Origin of the sequence: Flavobacterium amylolyticum, assembly GCF_048284335.1 — a bacterium.
In the GTDB taxonomy this organism is placed as follows: domain Bacteria; phylum Bacteroidota; class Bacteroidia; order Flavobacteriales; family Flavobacteriaceae; genus Flavobacterium.
The window spans coordinates 1,379,844-1,396,236 of sequence record NZ_JBLVPG010000001.1 but is presented as its reverse complement, the minus strand read 5'-3'; the positions used below and the strand labels follow the sequence as shown (position 1 = coordinate 1,396,236).

Annotated in this window: 16 protein-coding genes; 3 read left to right on the top strand and 13 right to left on the bottom strand. The window is 35.4% G+C overall.

What is annotated here, in order from left to right; genetic code table 11:
• The first annotated feature begins 31 nt into the window (after window positions 1-31).
• Both ACNQF9_RS06165 and ACNQF9_RS06160 read left to right on the top strand, forming a co-directional pair.
• Window positions 32-673 carry a flavin reductase family protein gene (locus ACNQF9_RS06165; RefSeq protein WP_417989839.1) on the top strand — a complete coding sequence of 214 codons (642 nt, stop codon included), beginning with the start codon at window positions 32-34 and terminating at the stop codon, window positions 671-673.
• Between the two features lie 2 nt (window positions 674-675).
• Window positions 676-2,208, top strand: coding sequence for a cryptochrome/photolyase family protein (locus ACNQF9_RS06160; RefSeq protein WP_417959360.1), 1,533 nt, complete (start codon window positions 676-678; stop codon window positions 2,206-2,208).
• 73 nt (window positions 2,209-2,281) lie between these two features.
• Here the strand turns inward: ACNQF9_RS06160 and ACNQF9_RS06155 are convergent, their stop codons facing one another.
• Window positions 2,282-2,716, bottom strand: a complete 435-nt coding sequence (locus ACNQF9_RS06155) for a YMGG-like glycine zipper-containing protein (protein WP_417959359.1) — start codon at window positions 2,714-2,716, stop codon at window positions 2,282-2,284.
• Window positions 2,717-2,817: 101 nt separating this feature from the next.
• Window positions 2,818-4,092, bottom strand: a complete 1,275-nt coding sequence (kynU, locus tag ACNQF9_RS06150) for a kynureninase (protein WP_417989838.1) — start codon at window positions 4,090-4,092, stop codon at window positions 2,818-2,820.
• A gap of 179 nt (window positions 4,093-4,271) precedes the next feature.
• Here kynU and ACNQF9_RS06145 point away from each other — a divergent pair, with 179 nt between their 5' ends.
• Window positions 4,272-5,006, top strand: coding sequence for an SIMPL domain-containing protein (locus ACNQF9_RS06145; protein WP_417959357.1), 735 nt, complete (start codon window positions 4,272-4,274; stop codon window positions 5,004-5,006).
• Between the two features lie 186 nt (window positions 5,007-5,192).
• Here the strand turns inward: ACNQF9_RS06145 and queA are convergent, their stop codons facing one another.
• The 11 genes from queA to ACNQF9_RS06090 form a co-directional block, all read right to left on the bottom strand.
• Entirely contained in the window at window positions 5,193-6,242 is a 1,050-nt protein-coding gene (queA, locus tag ACNQF9_RS06140) for a tRNA preQ1(34) S-adenosylmethionine ribosyltransferase-isomerase QueA (RefSeq protein ID WP_417959356.1), read from the bottom strand.
• Window positions 6,243-6,403: 161 nt separating this feature from the next.
• Window positions 6,404-7,627: a 3-phosphoshikimate 1-carboxyvinyltransferase gene (gene aroA / locus ACNQF9_RS06135; RefSeq protein ID WP_417959355.1), complete on the bottom strand. Its 1,224-nt coding sequence runs from the start codon at window positions 7,625-7,627 to the stop codon at window positions 6,404-6,406.
• Window positions 7,628-7,723: 96 nt separating this feature from the next.
• Window positions 7,724-8,050: a nucleotide pyrophosphohydrolase gene (locus tag ACNQF9_RS06130; RefSeq protein WP_417959354.1), complete on the bottom strand. Its 327-nt coding sequence runs from the start codon at window positions 8,048-8,050 to the stop codon at window positions 7,724-7,726.
• Window position 8,051: 1 nt separating this feature from the next.
• The gene (dtd, locus tag ACNQF9_RS06125) at window positions 8,052-8,504 is read right to left on the bottom strand and encodes a D-aminoacyl-tRNA deacylase (protein WP_417959353.1); all 453 of its coding nucleotides are present in this window, start codon (window positions 8,502-8,504) and stop codon (window positions 8,052-8,054) included.
• 106 nt (window positions 8,505-8,610) lie between these two features.
• Window positions 8,611-9,588, bottom strand: coding sequence for a ribosome small subunit-dependent GTPase A (gene rsgA / locus ACNQF9_RS06120; RefSeq protein ID WP_417959352.1), 978 nt, complete (start codon window positions 9,586-9,588; stop codon window positions 8,611-8,613).
• Window positions 9,589-9,813: 225 nt separating this feature from the next.
• Entirely contained in the window at window positions 9,814-10,464 is a 651-nt protein-coding gene (locus ACNQF9_RS06115) for a hypothetical protein (RefSeq protein WP_417959351.1), read from the bottom strand.
• A 101-nt stretch (window positions 10,465-10,565) separates the two neighbouring features.
• Entirely contained in the window at window positions 10,566-11,648 is a 1,083-nt protein-coding gene (locus ACNQF9_RS06110) for a chorismate mutase (RefSeq protein WP_417959349.1), read from the bottom strand.
• Between the two features lie 74 nt (window positions 11,649-11,722).
• Window positions 11,723-12,580 (bottom strand): prephenate dehydrogenase, encoded by an 858-nt coding sequence (locus tag ACNQF9_RS06105; protein ID WP_417959410.1) that lies wholly within the window; start codon window positions 12,578-12,580, stop codon window positions 11,723-11,725.
• Window positions 12,581-12,720: 140 nt separating this feature from the next.
• A complete protein-coding gene (locus ACNQF9_RS06100; RefSeq protein ID WP_417959348.1) occupies window positions 12,721-13,869 on the bottom strand; it encodes a pyridoxal phosphate-dependent aminotransferase in 1,149 nt (382 codons plus the stop codon).
• Window positions 13,870-13,920: 51 nt separating this feature from the next.
• Window positions 13,921-14,748 carry a prephenate dehydratase gene (locus tag ACNQF9_RS06095; RefSeq protein ID WP_417959347.1) on the bottom strand — a complete coding sequence of 276 codons (828 nt, stop codon included), beginning with the start codon at window positions 14,746-14,748 and terminating at the stop codon, window positions 13,921-13,923.
• A gap of 375 nt (window positions 14,749-15,123) precedes the next feature.
• Window positions 15,124-16,377, bottom strand: a complete 1,254-nt coding sequence (locus tag ACNQF9_RS06090; RefSeq protein WP_417959346.1) for a dicarboxylate/amino acid:cation symporter — start codon at window positions 16,375-16,377, stop codon at window positions 15,124-15,126.
• Window positions 16,378-16,393 lie beyond the last annotated feature (16 nt).

The window sequence follows — 16,393 nt, the reverse complement described above, 5'->3', positions numbered from 1 at the left end:
AAAGTATATTTGTTTAATTAAATTTAAAAAAATGAAACACATTTCTAAAAATGATATTTCCCAGATGGAAAAGATTGAAAGATTGAATCTTATCAATTCCTGCACGGGTTACAAATCAGCTAATCTACTTGCAACAAAATCCCTAGAAGGAAACTCTAATGTAGCTATTTTTAGCAGTGTAACCCACTTAGGGAGTAATCCTGCAATGATTGGATTTATAATACGTCCCACGACAGTTCCCAGAGATACTTATAAAAATATTAAAGAAACTGGATATTTCACCGTAAATCACATAACTGTTGACATGATTGAAGCCGCCCACCACACATCTGCAAATTATGAATTGGGCATTTCTGAGTTTGATAAAACTAATTTAGAAGAAGAATACAAACCCAATATTGAAATCCCTTTTGTAAAAGGTAGCCCTGTGCAGCTGTATTGCAAATATGTAAATGAATATTACATCAAGGAAAATGACACAATTCATGTAATTGCGGCAATTGAAAGTTTATTCTTTGAAGAGGAATTAGAACATAAGGATGGCTGGTTACAGATTGACAAAGGAAATGTTGTGGCGCTTAATGGTCTTGATGGGTATTGCTTACCCAAATTAGTAGATCGCTTTCAATATGCTAGAAAAGAAATACCTACCGTTTCGTTTTATAAAAAATAAGTATGATGACACTTCGGTTACTCCTTGGCGATCAGTTGAATGAAAATCATTCCTGGTTTCATAAAAATGACAAAAACATTATTTACGTCTTGGCCGAAATGCGTCAAGAAACGGATTATGTAAAGCATCACATACAGAAAGTAGTGGCTTTTTTCTTGTCGATGAGGAATTTTTACTCAACGATACAGGCTCAGGGCCACCAAGCCGTTTATTTTCAAATTACAGATCCTGATAATCCACAAGATCTAGAAAAGATCATTGCTGCTTGTATCCACAAATATGACATCAAAAAATTCGAATACCTGTTACCCGATGAATATCGACTCGACGAGCAACTCAAGACCATTTGTGCTAATCTTAAAATAGCGTCAGGAGTTTTTGATACCGAGCATTTTTACACCACACGCCACGAACTCTCTGATTTTTTTGAAGGTAAAAAACTATTGTTGATGGAGAATTTCTATCGTAGTATGCGCAAGAAACACCATCTCTTAATGGATGGCTCTACTCCTATAGGAAATCAATGGAACTTTGATGCTGATAATCGTAAAAAATACAAAGGAGAAGTCCCGATTCCAACAGAGAAAAATTTTCATAAAAATGTATCTGAAGTAGCTTCTCAAATTCAAGAAGCCGGCATAATCACTTTTGGAAATATTACTCAAACTAATTTCAGCTGGCCTACTTCCCGTGAGGAAAGTTTGGAGGTTTTGGATTATTTCTGTATGAATTTATTAAAACATTTTGGCGATTACGAAGATGCGATGCACACAGATGAAAAATTTCTCTTCCATTCTCGTTTGTCGTTTGCAATGAATAGTAAAATGCTTTCGCCAAAAGAAGTTCTGGAAACCGTTATTGCTTTTTATCATAAAAACGAAACTGAAATTTCCATCTCACAGGTAGAAGGCTTTGTGCGACAAATTTTAGGTTGGCGCGAATACATTCGTGGAATCTATTGGAAAGAAATGCCCAATTATGCACAACTGAATGCTTTAGAAAATCACAATAAATTACCAAATTTCTTCTGGACGGGAAAAACTAAGATGAATTGTATGAGCCATGCCATCAATCAGAGTTTAGACGAAGCATATGCACATCACATTCAACGCCTCATGGTAATCGGTAATTTTACCTTGTTAACACAAATTAATCCTGATGAAGTAGATGCTTGGTATCTAGGCGTTTACATTGATGCTATTGAATGGGTAGAAATGCCCAACACTAGAGGCATGTCACAATATGCAGATGGCGGAATTATTGCGACTAAACCGTATGTTTCCTCCGGGAGCTATATCAATAAAATGAGTAATAATTGCAGCAAATGCCATTACAATGTCAAAGAGAAATTTGGAGACAAAGCCTGCCCTTTCAATACGTTATATTGGAATTTCCTAGATGAGAAAAAAGAGTATTTCAAAGGAAACCAGCGCATGGGGATGATGCTGAATTTATTAAAAAAAATGAATCCTGAAGAATTGTATAAAATCAAAGTAAAGGCTAATACTATTATCGAAGATATGGATTCTCTTTAAATAAAAACAACCAAAAAAAAAGAGTGTTTAAATTCTATTGGAACGTAAACACTCTCATTATAAAAAAAACTATTTATTCTTTCTTACTTCCATCTATAATAGCACCTGTTCCTGCACCCACTCCAGCGCCTGCAATACCACCAATTATAGCTCCTTGAACTTTTTTCTTACTAATAATAGCGCCAGTAGCGGCACCAACACCAGCTCCAATTACAGCTCCTTTAGCAGTGCTACTCCAACCTTTCCTTTTTGTGGTTGTAGCTGTTGTCGTTGTAGTAGTTGTTCTAGGGGCTTGTTGATTAACAACAATAACTTCTTTTTGAGTTTCTATCTTTGCTTCTTCTATTTTAGCTATTTCAACTTGCATGGAATCAATAACGCGTTGTTTCTCTATTTCAACTTTCATAGAATCCACGGAAACTTGTTTGGCTTTCTGAACATCCATTTTTCCTTGATTTTGACAAGAAACAACAACTAGAGAAACTAATATAAAATATAATACTTTCATGATTTAAAATTTTAAAAATTACTAAGTCTACAAAGGAACATTAAAACCTTGTCATAAACTTATAGAATTCAAACTATTTATTATATAATTCCGGGACTGATTTATCTTAGAATTCCTCTTTTTAGAATTTGTCCAAAACGATACATATCTTCAAAGGAAGTATACAAAGGAACAGGAGCTAAGCGAATAACATTTGGCTCCCGCCAATCCGTGATTACTCCATGCTTCATTAAATAATCAAACAAACCACGGCCTTCTCCATGAAGCAATACGGATAATTGGGAGGCCCTTTCAGATGGATTAGCAGGAGTGATTATTTCGAAAGTACTGTCTACTTCTTTGTCTATTTCTTTTAGAATAAACTCTAAATACGAAGTTATTGTATCCCTTTTTGAAATTAAAGCATCCATTCCTATTTCGTCAAATAGTTCAACAGATGCTAAATATGGCGCTAGAGAAAGAATGGGAAGATTACTTATTTGCCATCCATCCGCTCCATCAATTGGGTCAAATGTTTGTTCCATCTTGAAACGGCGTTCTTTATTGTGTCCCCACCATCCTGCAAATCTTGGCAACTCTAGATTGTTATGGTGCTTTGCGTGAACAAAACATCCTGAAGCATTTCCTGGCCCAGAATTCATATACTTGTAACTGCACCAAGCAGCAAAATCAACTTCCCAATCGTGCAATTCCAATTTTACATTTCCGGCAGCATGCGCTAAATCCCAACCAACATAAGCTCCTACTTTATGTCCAGCAGCCGTTATGGTTTTCATATCAAAAACTTGTCCCGTATAATAGTTAACACCGCCAATTAAAACTAAAGCCAATTCCTCACCAACTTCTGCAATTTTTGCCAAAACATCATCCAAGCGAATGTTGTGTTCGCCTTCGCGACGCTTGACTTCAACAACGGCATCTTCGGGTTTGTGCCCGTGGAAATGCACTTGACTTTGAAACATATATTGATCCGATGGAAATGCTTTCTCCTCGCAAATGATTTTAAATCTAGTTTTTGTAGGTTGGTAAAAGGAAACCATCAACAAATGAAGATTTACCGTTAAGGTATTCATTACAGTAACCTCGCTTGGTAAAGCACCTACAATTTTACTCAACGGATTCGCAAAGCGTTCATGGTAATCCCACCATGGTTTTTTACTATAAAAATGACCTTCAACAGCCAAATTCGCCCAATCATCCATTACCTCATCTACATAGGCTTTACTCCGTTTAGGCTGTAATCCCAATGAATTTCCAGTAAAATAAATGACCTTTTCACCATTCACTTTAGGAAAAATAAATTCATCCTGATACTTTTGTAAGTGATCTTGTGAATCAAGCAATTTTGCAAAGTCTAGGGTATTTTGGAAAGTCATATTTTATATTTTGTTTTGTAAAAGTAGTAAAAAAAGACAAATGGATAAAAGACTTTATCCGTTTAGCTATACTTATACCGTCAGAATTACAGTTAAGAAAAATAGTTGTCAAATACTATACTGAATTAAAAACCAAATCGTTATTTAAGTATATTTGATTGAATTTAAAATCCTTAGCTATGCTTAAAAACAGTTTAAACGTTATTATTATTGCTATTGCTGTGGTGATTTCCTCGTATTTATTTTCGAATGCTTTTCAGAATCGAAATAAAAGCAATGACACCATTAGTGTGACCGGCTCCGGAAAGAAAGATTTCGTATCTGATTTGATTGTTTGGAGCGGCTCTTTCTCTAAAAAAAGCCTGACTTTAAAAGAAGCATACGCTGCTCTGGATTCTGATAGAGAAAAAATAAAAAACTATTTATCGAGCAAAGGAATTACTCCAAACGAGATGGTCTTTTCCGCAGTGAATTTCAATAAAGATTTTGAAACAATTTTTAATGAAAACGGAACTACAAGACAACAAAATTTCACTGGATTTACCTTAACCCAAAGTGTGACTATTCAATCTAAGGAAGTCAATAAAATCGAGGAATTATCCCGACAGTCCAGTGAATTGATCAACTCAGGTGTTGAATTTTACTCCAATCCACCCGAATATTATTATACAAAACTTGCCGAACTAAAAATAAAGATGATTGCCGAAGCTACCAAAGATGCGAGCATTAGGGCCAAAAGCATTGCTGAAAATGCTGATGCAAGTTTAGGGAATTTAAAAAAATCAGACATGGGTGTTTTCCAAATAACAGGTCAAAACTCATCTGAAGATTTTTCGTATGGTGGCTCTTTCAATACGCAGTCCAAAAACAAAACAGCTAATATTACGGTACGGCTGGTGTATCAAGTGAATTAGGAATACAAATTATGAATTATCCCTGAATTATCTTAGGTGAGGGATGGAAGTAGCATCCTTTATTTTTTTTCTTTAAGAAAATAAAGATACAGTGTACAGCCTGACCCGCTTTTTCAGCGGGACACACACAAAAAAAAATCTCGCCAATATTGACGAGATTTTGTTGTATGTGAAATCAGTTTTTAATTAGATAATCAACATGGCATCACCATAGGAATAGAATTTGTATCCTTCTTCAATTGCTTCTGCATAGGCTCTTTTCATTAAATCATGACCACAAAATGCTGAAACCATCATTAATAAAGTTGATTTTGGGGTATGGAAATTAGTAATCATACATGTTGGAATTGTAAATTCATGAGGAGGAAAAACAAATTTATTTGTCCATCCGTCAAAAGGATTCAATGTATTATGTGAAGAAACTGAACTTTCTACCGCACGCATAGAAGTCGTTCCTACGGTACAAATACGTTTCTTTTTAGCTTTGGCTTCATTCACAATATCACAAGCTTCTTGCGTAATTTTTAATTCCTCCGAATCCATTTTGTGTTTTGATAAATCCTCAACCTCAACTGGATTAAAAGTTCCCAAACCAACATGAAGTGTCACTTCGGCAAATTTAATACCTTTGATTTCCAATTTTTTCAGTAACTGCTTAGAGAAGTGCAATCCTGCAGTTGGTGCTGCAACAGCTCCTTCTTCTTTAGCATAAATCGTTTGGTAACGTTCCGCATCTTCCGGGGTCACATCTCTTGAAATATATTTTGGGATTGGAGTTTCTCCTAGTTCTGTTAATTTATTTCTGAATTCTTCGTAAGAACCGTCGTAAAGGAAACGCAAAGTTCGCCCGCGTGAAGTGGTATTATCGATAACTTCCGCAACTAAGGAATCATCATCTCCAAAATATAATTTGTTTCCGATTCTGATTTTACGTGCTGGATCAACCAAAACATCCCAAAGTCTTTGCTCAGAATTTAATTCTCTAAGTAAAAAAACTTCGATTCTTGCTCCTGTTTTTTCCTTATTTCCATACAAACGTGCTGGAAAAACTTTAGTATTATTCAAAATTAAAACATCACCGTCATCAAAATAATCGATAACATCTTTGAACATTTTGTGCTCTATGGTTTGCTTCTTACGATCAATAACCATTAGACGTGATTCGTCTCTGTTTTCAGCTGGATATTCGGCAAGAAGTTCTTTTGGCAAATCGAATTGAAAATGTGATAATTTCATTTAAAAAAGTTATGAGTTATGACTTATAAATTATGCCCTTTAAGATCGCTTAAGACAACAAAATTCTAAATCGTTTGCAAATATACGATTGTGAGATAGCCGTTGTCAAGTGTTTTGCTGTTTATTTTCAAAAGCTACTGATTCACTATGCTTTACAACGCTTATTTTTCTGAAATCTGAAAACCTAAACGTCTTAAATCTTCCCAAAAATCAGGATATGATTTTGAAACCACTTCCGCATTTTCGATGATTATTGGCACTTTTAAAGCTAATGGTGCAAATGCCATCGCCATTCTGTGATCGTTATAGGTCGCAATTGTTACATTGTGTTCAATTTCGTCTGAGGCCAAAAGCGTCAAACTATCATTAGTAACGGATATATTGGCTCCGAGTTTTGTTAGCTCAATTCGAAGCGCTTCCAATCTGTCGGTTTCTTTAATTTTCAACGTATGAAGTCCTGTAAGATGGCACCCTATTCCTAATCCAAGGCAGGTAACTACTATTGTTTGGGCAATATCAGGGGTGTTGTTGAGTTCAAAATTTACCGTTTGAGGAATAAACCCCACTTGTTTTGTAAGGGCCATTTTGTTTCCTTCAAAATGCGTATCAACACCCATTTGTTTGTAGATTTCAACCAACGCGGAGTCGCCTTGCAAACTAGTTTCTTTATAACTAGTCAATGAAATTGCTGCATTCTCAGCCAGAGCAGCCAAACTGAAAAAGTAAGAAGCAGAACTCCAATCGGATTCTACAGTCATTACTTTTGATTCCACTTCCTGTTTCGGGTAAACTGTGATAACATTTCCATCAAAACTAGTTTTGATATCCAAATCATTCAATAAAGCCAAGGTCATTTTAATATATGGAACCGAAGTGATCTCACCTACCAAAGTAATTTCAATACCATTTTCTAGTTTTGGAGCTACTAATAACAATGCTGATATGTATTGACTGCTCACATTTGCAGGAATAGCAACTTTAGAAGCAATGATTTTTTGTCCTTTGATTCGAATAGGCGGATACCCTACTTCATTTTCATAAGAGATTTGCGCCCCTAATTGTTCCAAAGCTTCTACTAAAACTTGTATCGGACGCTCTGTCATTCTTTGCGAACCAGTCAAGACTACTTCTCGATCCTCGTTTACAGCAAAATAAGCCGTTAAAAAACGCATCGCCGTACCCGCATGATGAATGTCAACTATTTCCTCGTTTCCTCGCAATGCTTTTTGCATCACTTCACTGTCATCTGAGTTTGAAGTATTGGCCAAAGTAATATTCGGGAACAACGCTTGCAATAACAACAATCGGTTGGTTTCGCTTTTTGAGCCAGTAACAGCTATTTGAGCTTGTAAATTGGATTGGGAAGTTTGTAACTGTAAATTCATATTTTAATTATGAGTTAGAATTATGAGTTTTAGCTTTCGCTTTCTACTCAAATACTTTGGGGTGCAATTTACCACTCCTCCTTTATAATTCACAATTTATTTGAGTTTTTCGTTGTTTTTGTGACGGTCTTTGTCTCGAATAGATTTCAGAACCATCTTTTTATCGAAAGCAGCCTGCAAATCAATTCCAGTTTGATTCGCCAGACACATAACCACAAAAACCACATCGGCTAATTCTTCACCAAGATCTTTGTTTTTGTCGCTTTCTTTCTCAGATTGCTCTCCATAACGACGGGCGATGATTCGGGCTACTTCCCCTACTTCTTCCGTAAGTTGTGCCATATTGGTAAGCTCATTAAAGTACCGAACGCCGTGTTCGTTTATCCAAGTATCAACGTCTTGTTGGGAGTTTTTTAGGTTCATCTTATTCTCTATTTTTACTATCTATTTGTATCGTTACAGGTCCATCATTTAACAAAAGTACTTTCATATCTGCACCAAAAACTCCAGTCTGAACTTTCTTACCCAACTCTATTTCCAAGCGTTTTACAAAATTTTCATATAATGGGATAGCAACTTCTGGTTTTGAAGCTTTTATATAGGAAGGACGATTGCCTTTTTTAGTAGCAGCATGTAATGTAAATTGACTTACCACAATAATATCTCCGTCAATTTCTTTAACGGATAAATTCATGACATCGTTTTCATCGCCAAAAATGCGAATGTTAGTTATCTTATTAACCAGCCAATCTATATCTTCTTTAGTATCGGCATCTTCAATACCAATTAAGACCATCAGTCCTTTTTGGATATCGGCAACAATTTTATTATCGATGGTCACGGAAGCTGAGGAAACTCTTTGAATTACAACTTTCAAAATAATGGTGAATTAGGAATGATAAATTATGAATATTCATAATTATTTTTTTAAACTATTTTTAGTTCAAATAATTATTGAAGCTAAAATTTTATTAATTTCAGAACTATTCCCTCGTTTTATCACTAATTATTCGGTCTTCGTTATGAATATCCGTACGGTAATTTTCATCATCCCCTTCTAGAATCTTAAGATAACTTCTATAACGGGACCACGCAATTTCGTCTTTTTCTAAAGCCGCTTTAATAGCACAATGCGGCTCCTCTTTATGCAAGCAATTATTAAATTTACATTGATCTTTCAACTTGAAAAATTCAGGAAAATAACCACTAATTTCTGCTGCATCCATATCTACAATTCCAAAACCTTTGATTCCGGGTGTATCAATTATTCTGGCATCAAATGACAAATCGTACATTTCTGCAAAAGTCGTCGTGTGCTGCCCTTGCTTGCTGGCTTCAGAAATAGTTTTTGTTTTTAGGTGTAACGAAGGCTCCATCGCATTAACCAACGTTGATTTACCAACACCTGAATGACCGGAGAACATACTTACTTTACCAATCATCATAGCTTTCAACTCCTCAATTCCTTTCATTTCCGTAGAAGAAACCCGCAGGCATTTGTATCCAATTTCCTGATACACATGCTGCATATACAATTGTTCATCCAGCGTAGCTTCATCAAAGGTATCAATTTTATTAAAAACCAGCACGGTTTCAATTCCATACGCTTCGGCTGTAACCAGAAAACGGTCAATAAAATTAAAGGTAGTTGGTGGATTATTTATAGTAACTAACAAGAAAACCCGATCAATATTTGACGCAATAATATGCATCTGATGGGATAAATTCACTGATTTTCGAACAATATAATTCTTTCTCTCGTGAATATTATGAATGGTTCCGGTAACGGTATCAGATGATTCTTCGAGTTCATAATCCACAATATCCCCTACAGCAATAGGATTGGTACTTTTGATTCCTTTAATTCGAAATTTCCCTTTCATACGGCATTCGATAAAATCGCCTTGTTCGGATTTTACGGTGTACCAACTTCCTGTAGATTTGTATACGAGTCCTGTCATTGAGGATTTTTGATTGAAGATTAACGATCTTAGATTTCTTATTTATAATTTAAGACTTTGCAAAGATAATTCTTTGTTTCCCGTTTATCCCGAAGCTTCAGAATAAAGTTTAAAGTTTTTCACTATGAATACCATTACTCTAAGTTAGAAATAAAAAATCCCCATAATTTTTTTGACAAAAAGTTTTGGGGATTTTCAGCACAACTGTTCTTAATACTCGATTCTTTATTTTTTTATTTGGTATGGAAAATTACGACCTACTTTTCGCATCATTCTTTCCATCACGGCATTTGCTGAACTCATTACATCTTCATTCATCTCTTTGTAAAATCGCCAAAGCAAATCGCCATCTGTTCCGTTATATACATTCATAGTCATTTCTCCACTAGCAACTTTTCCTGTTCCAAAACCAATTAAAAGTGTTTTAGCAATCGCTAAACCTTCACTACTTGTTTTTTCATAAGCATATCCGCATTTAATTACTGCATCAACGCCTAATATTTTAGCTAGTGCGTCTGGAGTCATTACATCTATTTTATCATAAATTTCATTTTGTTTTAAAAGAACATTAGTTCTTTCAATATCCTGAACAACAACAGAATAATCATCTGATTTTCTAAGAAGATATGTATACATCCCTGATTGCAAGTTAGATCCTAATTTTCTTTCTTCTTCTTTATTCGTTTGGGCATCAAAATTTTTTGGTAATCTTTTATACGAAATTGATGCTTTAAAGGGTAATATAGCAACTGTTTTGTGCGATGCAACAAGTTGCTGTAATTTAGGCGACTCAAAAATTTGTTTTGAACTTTCGAATTGGGCCAACATAAAAGTTGTAGATAATAGGCCAATAACCAAAAAGATAAATTTTCTCATAATAATAAAATAGTTTAAGTTTAAATAATTAAGAGCGCAATAATACAAAAAAACCTACAATCAAGTTGTAGGTTTTAATAAATAATTATTTACTTGGTTACTTAAGCATTCAATACTTTTTCTTGGTGACCAATACTTTCCTGGTGGATGGCTTTGAACATTCTTAACACAAACTCCTCAGTTAATCCTTTTTTCTCTCCTTCTAATATCATTTTTCCAAGGATTTCATTCCAACGATTATTTTGCAATACAGCAACGTTAGCAGCTTTTTTTACTTGGCCAATTTCATCTGCAACTTTCATTCTTTTCCCTAACAAATCTAATAAAGTGGCATCCAGAACATCAATATTAGCTCTTAATTTTTTCATTTTAAGTGTAAACTCATCAGAAACATCATCTAGCTTTCTTACTTTTAAGTCAATGAAGATTTGTTTCAACGCATCTGGTGTGACTTGCTGAGCAGCATCACTCCAAGCATTATCGGGATCCGTATGTGTTTCGATAATCATACCGTCATAATTCAAATCTAATGCCTCCTGAGTCACTTCCAGAATCATTTTACGATCTCCTGTAATATGTGAAGGGTCAATTATCAAAGGTAAATCAGGAAATTTATTTTGTAATTCGATAGCAATCTGCCATTCTGGGATGTTTCTGTATTTTGTTTTTTCATACGTAGAAAAACCTCTATGAATTACCCCTAATTTTTCGATTCCAGCATTGTACAGTCGCTCCACACCGCCTAGCCATAACGACAAATCTGGATTTACTGGGTTTTTCACCAATACGATTTTCTTAGTCCCTGCCAAAGCATCTGCAATTTCTTGCACTGCAAAAGGGTTTACTGTTGTTCTCGCACCAATCCACAACACATCAATATCGTATTCTAAAGCTAATTTAACGTGAGCTGCGTTTGCCACTTCTGTTCCCATCAGCAATCCGGTTTGTTCTTTGGCTTTTTTTAACCATTTCAATCCGATCTCTCCTACTCCTTCAAATCCTCCGGGGCGCGTTCTAGGTTTCCAAATTCCTGCTCTAAAAACACTCACGTCTGAATCTTTCAATTCATGTGCAATTTTCAATACTTGCTCTTCTGTTTCAGCACTACAAGGTCCTGCGATCACAAAGGGATGAGTCAAATTGAATTCATTCAACCAATTTCTCATTTCTTTCTTGTTTTCCATCTTTTCTAAATTTATTTTTTATTATGTGTTGTTCTTTTTGAAACTGTTTTGTGAGACTATCTACTAAAAACGGCTTACTTTTTTACATTCATTCCGTTTAATATTTCCCTAATTTTATTGACACTTTGCATTTCATTGTAAATCGCATCGTAATCTTCCTTCTCTAATAATTCCTTAAATTTTGATAAATTCAAAATATACTCCTCCAATGTTTTCACAACCTGTTTTCTGTTTTGTTTAAAAATAGGCGTCCACATTGCCGGGGAACTTTTGGCCAAACGAACCGTACTTTCAAAACCAGAACCCGCCATGTCAAAAATATCCTGTTCGTCTTTCTCTTTATTAATTACCGTTTTTCCAAGCATAAAGGCACTAATATGGGACAAATGCGATACGTAAGCAATGTGTTTGTCATGTGATTTCGGATCCATATAACGGATTCTCATTCCCAATGCGGTAAAAAGCTCCAACGCCTTTTCCTGTAATTTGAAAGTCGTTTTCTCTACTTCACAAATAATATTCGTCTTCCCTTGAAACAATCCTTTTACCGCTGCCGAAGGTCCTGAAAACTCCGTTCCTGCAATAGGATGTGTTGCTATGAAATTTCTTCTCTTAGGATGATTGACAACCGCTTCGCAAATAGGAGTCTTAGTAGAACCCACCTCAAAAACAATTGTATTTTCTCCTATTACATCCAAAACTTTTGGCAAAACAGTCAATGCTACATCAACAGGAACCGAAACGATTACAAAGTCTGCATCAACTAAATCTTCAAATGTAGCACCGCCATCAACAACTCCTAAAGCTACGGCTTCCGCCAAATGACCTTCGTTAGTGTCAATTCCATAAATTTTGGCATCCGGATGCAGCGTTCTAATGTCCAATACCATCGAACCGCCTATCAATCCTATTCCTATTACAAATACTTTCATTTCTTGTTTTTTAGTAGCTAATCCTGCTATTCGTTTCAATCTTTTCCTTTTATAAAAAAAGGAAAAGGATTTTCTCTGCCATCAGGGCTAGGGCATCTCGTTTTTTAAAATTTTCTTTAAACGAATCTATTAGTTCTACATTACGCAAATCTATCAATTGCTTCTTGTACTTTTTCTTCTTTTACACACAGGGCAAATCGTATGTATCCTTCACCATTACTTCCAAAAATGGTTCCCGGCGTAATAAAAATAGATTTTTCATATAAAATTTCATCTATGAATTTCTCAGCCGATGTGATTCCGTCCGGCAACTTTGCCCAAACAAATAATCCAACTCCTTCCTTATATACTTTACAGCCTAATTTCTCCGCCAGTTGCTCAGTAAGGATTCTGCGTTTTCTATAAATCGCATTCATCGATTCAAACCAAGCCTTGTCACTTTTCAAAGCTTCAATTGCTCCTTTTTGAATACCGTAGAACATACCGCTATCCATATTGCTTTTTACTTTTAGCACAGCATCTATACAAGCTGTATTTCCTAAAACCATTCCAACTCTCCAGCCTGCCATGTTAAAGGTCTTACTCAAAGAATTCAATTCTAAACCCACTTCTTTTGCGCCTTCCACTTGTAATAAGCTTATCGGATTGTCGTTCAAAACAAAGCTATACGGATTGTCGTTGACTAATAATAGCTGGTGTTTTTTGGCAAAAGCCACCAATTTTTCAAACAACTGCAAACTGCCTCTTGCTCCTGTTGGCATGTGCGGATAACCCAACCACATGATTTTCACTTTCGACAAATCCAGTTTTTCCAATGCTTCAAAATCCGGTTCCCAATTATTTACTTCTTTTAAATCATAATAAACGGGGACTGCTCCCACTAAATTCGTCACCGAAGTATACGTTGGATACCCTGGATTGGGAATCAGCACCTCATCGCCTTCATTCAGGAAAGCCAGTGAAATATGCATAATTCCTTCTTTGGAACCCATCAAAGGCAAAATTTCGTTAGCTGGATTTAATGCTACTTGAAAGTTATTTTGATAAAAATCAGCCATGCCTTTACGCAATTCCGGCAATCCTTGATAACTCTGATATTGATGCGCATTATCATCTTGCATTGCCAGAACCACTGCGTCAACAACCGCTTGTGATGGTTGCAAATCCGGACTTCCAATTCCCATATTGATAATTGGTTTCCCTTCGGAAGCCAGTTGCCTCACTTCCCTCAGCTTTGAGGAGAAATAGTATTCTTCAATTATATCCAGGCGTTTTGCTGTAGTAATCATGATTTTATTTTTTTATGGCCTTGTCGCTATCCGAGTTTCTTCTTCTACGCTTTATAGTTTTGTGTTTTTATATTCGCCTAATACTTTGAAGTACTCTGCCATGATTAACAATAGTGATTTTGCTTTGGCATAATCCTCGTATCTATCAAAAGTAACATCCACAAAAAAAGAATATTTCCAAGGTGTTTCTATTTTTGGTAACGATTGAATTTTCGTTAAATTCAATTTGCAATCACTCATTACATTGAGTACTGCGGCCAAACTACCGCGCTTGTGATCCAATTCGAATTTAATGGACGCCCTGTTAATTTCGTTTTCTGGAACAAATGAATTCTCCTTTTTTATTATCACAAAACGAGTCATGTTGTTCTTAATCGTTTGAATTTCCGGAGCCAAAATTTCTAAATCATACATTTCGGAAGCCGTTCTACTGGCAATTGCAGCAATTCCTTTCAACTGCTTTTCCTGAATTCTACGCGCCGTTTCGGCAGTATCTTTGTCTTCGACTAATTTTATATTCGGATATTTTTTAAGGAATTCCATACATTGCAAAATAGCCATTGGATGGGAATGCACTTCTTGAATATCCTCTATTCTCTGACCCTTTAATGCCATCAAATTTTGGTGAATTCTTAAATAATGTTCTCCTATGATGTGCAAATTATTTTTATCAATTAAAGCGTAATTTGGTATAATTGGACCTGCAATAGAATTTTCTATTGCCATAACCGCCTGATCGGATTTACCTGACAGCAAATTGTCTACTAATTCTTCAAAAGACAAACACTCGTCAACAACAACCGCCTGATTGAAATATTCTTGAGCAACCTGATGGTGAAAAGAACCCGCTATCCCCTGTATTCCAATTATTTCATTCATTTTACAAACTTTTAAGCAAAAAAAAATCCCGATTTTCATCGGGATTGTATATTTATAGTATCAATTTAATTTTATAATCAAATAACCATACAACAATCCCTTACCACTTTCCAGAAGAAATAATAAGAGTTGCTAAAATAAAATCGGTTATTCAACATACTGTTGCTTTTTTGTATTTATTACTCTGCGAATGTATACATAATTTCCAGCTATCCAAAAAAAAAAGCTGATTTTGTTGAACAAAAAAAGGATTCGCTAAAAAACTGGCTATTAATTATGTAATAATTAAAAAAAGGCTTTTAAAATATTTTTTAGTTAGTACCCATTTAAGGTTTTAAGAAACTAAAACTCTATTTCTCAAAATTAAGCTTTAAATTAAACTACTAATTTTTCCGAAAGCCATTTTTTTCCTTCAGAAATTCGGGTTACAACCATTGCCGAAACCAAATCTCCATTCGCATTCAGCAAGGTCGCCATTGGGTCTACTAAGGTTCCCACAATCATTGCAGCCGGTAAAGCTTGCTCCATAGGAAATCCATACACCGTTATTGCCAAGATTTCTCCTATATATCCCCCGTTTGGAATTCCGCCTTCTACAACCGAAACAATTACTGTTATTCCTAGTGCCATCAGCAACGTATTTGGATCGTTGAAATCTTTGCCAAACATCGCAAAAATAACTGCAATTTTTATAATAGACGACATACTCGACCCATCTTTATGCAGAGGCGCGCCTAATGGAATAACTACATTACTGATATGACTCGGAATATTCATTCGTTCCGCTCCCTCCAGATTAGCCGGAATTGTCGCAATACTGCTGCAAGTTCCCAATGCGGTCAATGATGGGGTTATATTATTTTTCCAAAAAATACGGAATCCTTTTCTTCCTCCAGCCATAAAAGCATATAGACTAAAAAACACTACGAAATAAAAAGCACAAACCGCATAATAAAGCCCCAAAGGCTTTGCATAAGCACCAAATAATTGTGGTCCAAAAATCCCAACCTGATACGCAAAATAAGCACCCAGTCCTATTGGCGCTGTTTTCATAATCATATGCAACAATTGTTTCATCACTTCGTTTCCTGAATTCAAGAACCTACTGAAATCTTTCCCTTTCTCTCCGGAATTCAAACTGGCAAATCCTATTAAAAACGAAAATATAATGAGTGCTAACATATTTTTACGTGATAGCAATTCAAAGAAATCATTAGCAGTAAGCAACTGTGTGATTTGAGAACCCGCTGAACTTACCTCTACAGCTTCTATAGGCAGTTTAGAACTAATTATATCCTGGTGAATAGGAAAAAGCAAAACACCGATAATCATCAAAATAGCTGAAATCAATACCGTGCTTAGAAAAACGCCCATCACAATTCCAAATAATTTTCCGAGTTTTTCTGTTTTTTCTAAATTGGCAATTGAGGATGCAATGGTAAAAAATATCAAAGGAATGATCGCCGTAAACAATAAATTTAGAAATATATCGCCCAAAGGCTTAATCACTTCTACTCCTTTTCCAAAAACCAAACCCAATATACTTCCTGCCAGAATTCCGCCAAGCAGCAATAAAATACTTTGGTAGTTTTTCCAGAAACTACCCGACTGTATATTTTTTAAATTCATATTTACATAGTTTAAG

Bases quoted from the DNA above. Each gene is read 5' to 3' on its own strand.
- ACNQF9_RS06165 (WP_417989839.1), top strand. From the start codon at position 32: ATGAAACACATTTCTAAAAATGATATTTCCCAGATGGAAAAGATTGAA.
- ACNQF9_RS06160 (WP_417959360.1), top strand. From the start codon at position 676: ATGATGACACTTCGGTTACTCCTTGGCGATCAGTTGAATGAAAATCAT.
- ACNQF9_RS06155 (WP_417959359.1), bottom strand. From the start codon at position 2,716: ATGAAAGTATTATATTTTATATTAGTTTCTCTAGTTGTTGTTTCTTGT.
- kynU (WP_417989838.1), bottom strand. From the start codon at position 4,092: ATGACTTTCCAAAATACCCTAGACTTTGCAAAATTGCTTGATTCACAA.
- ACNQF9_RS06145 (WP_417959357.1), top strand. From the start codon at position 4,272: ATGCTTAAAAACAGTTTAAACGTTATTATTATTGCTATTGCTGTGGTG.
- queA (WP_417959356.1), bottom strand. From the start codon at position 6,242: ATGAAATTATCACATTTTCAATTCGATTTGCCAAAAGAACTTCTTGCC.
- aroA (WP_417959355.1), bottom strand. From the start codon at position 7,627: ATGAATTTACAGTTACAAACTTCCCAATCCAATTTACAAGCTCAAATA.
- ACNQF9_RS06130 (WP_417959354.1), bottom strand. From the start codon at position 8,050: ATGAACCTAAAAAACTCCCAACAAGACGTTGATACTTGGATAAACGAA.
- rsgA (WP_417959352.1), bottom strand. From the start codon at position 9,588: ATGACAGGACTCGTATACAAATCTACAGGAAGTTGGTACACCGTAAAA.
- ACNQF9_RS06115 (WP_417959351.1), bottom strand. From the start codon at position 10,464: ATGAGAAAATTTATCTTTTTGGTTATTGGCCTATTATCTACAACTTTT.
- ACNQF9_RS06110 (WP_417959349.1), bottom strand. From the start codon at position 11,648: ATGGAAAACAAGAAAGAAATGAGAAATTGGTTGAATGAATTCAATTTG.
- ACNQF9_RS06105 (WP_417959410.1), bottom strand. From the start codon at position 12,580: ATGAAAGTATTTGTAATAGGAATAGGATTGATAGGCGGTTCGATGGTA.
- ACNQF9_RS06100 (WP_417959348.1), bottom strand. From the start codon at position 13,869: ATGATTACTACAGCAAAACGCCTGGATATAATTGAAGAATACTATTTC.
- ACNQF9_RS06095 (WP_417959347.1), bottom strand. From the start codon at position 14,748: ATGAATGAAATAATTGGAATACAGGGGATAGCGGGTTCTTTTCACCAT.
- ACNQF9_RS06090 (WP_417959346.1), bottom strand. From the start codon at position 16,377: ATGAATTTAAAAAATATACAGTCGGGTAGTTTCTGGAAAAACTACCAA.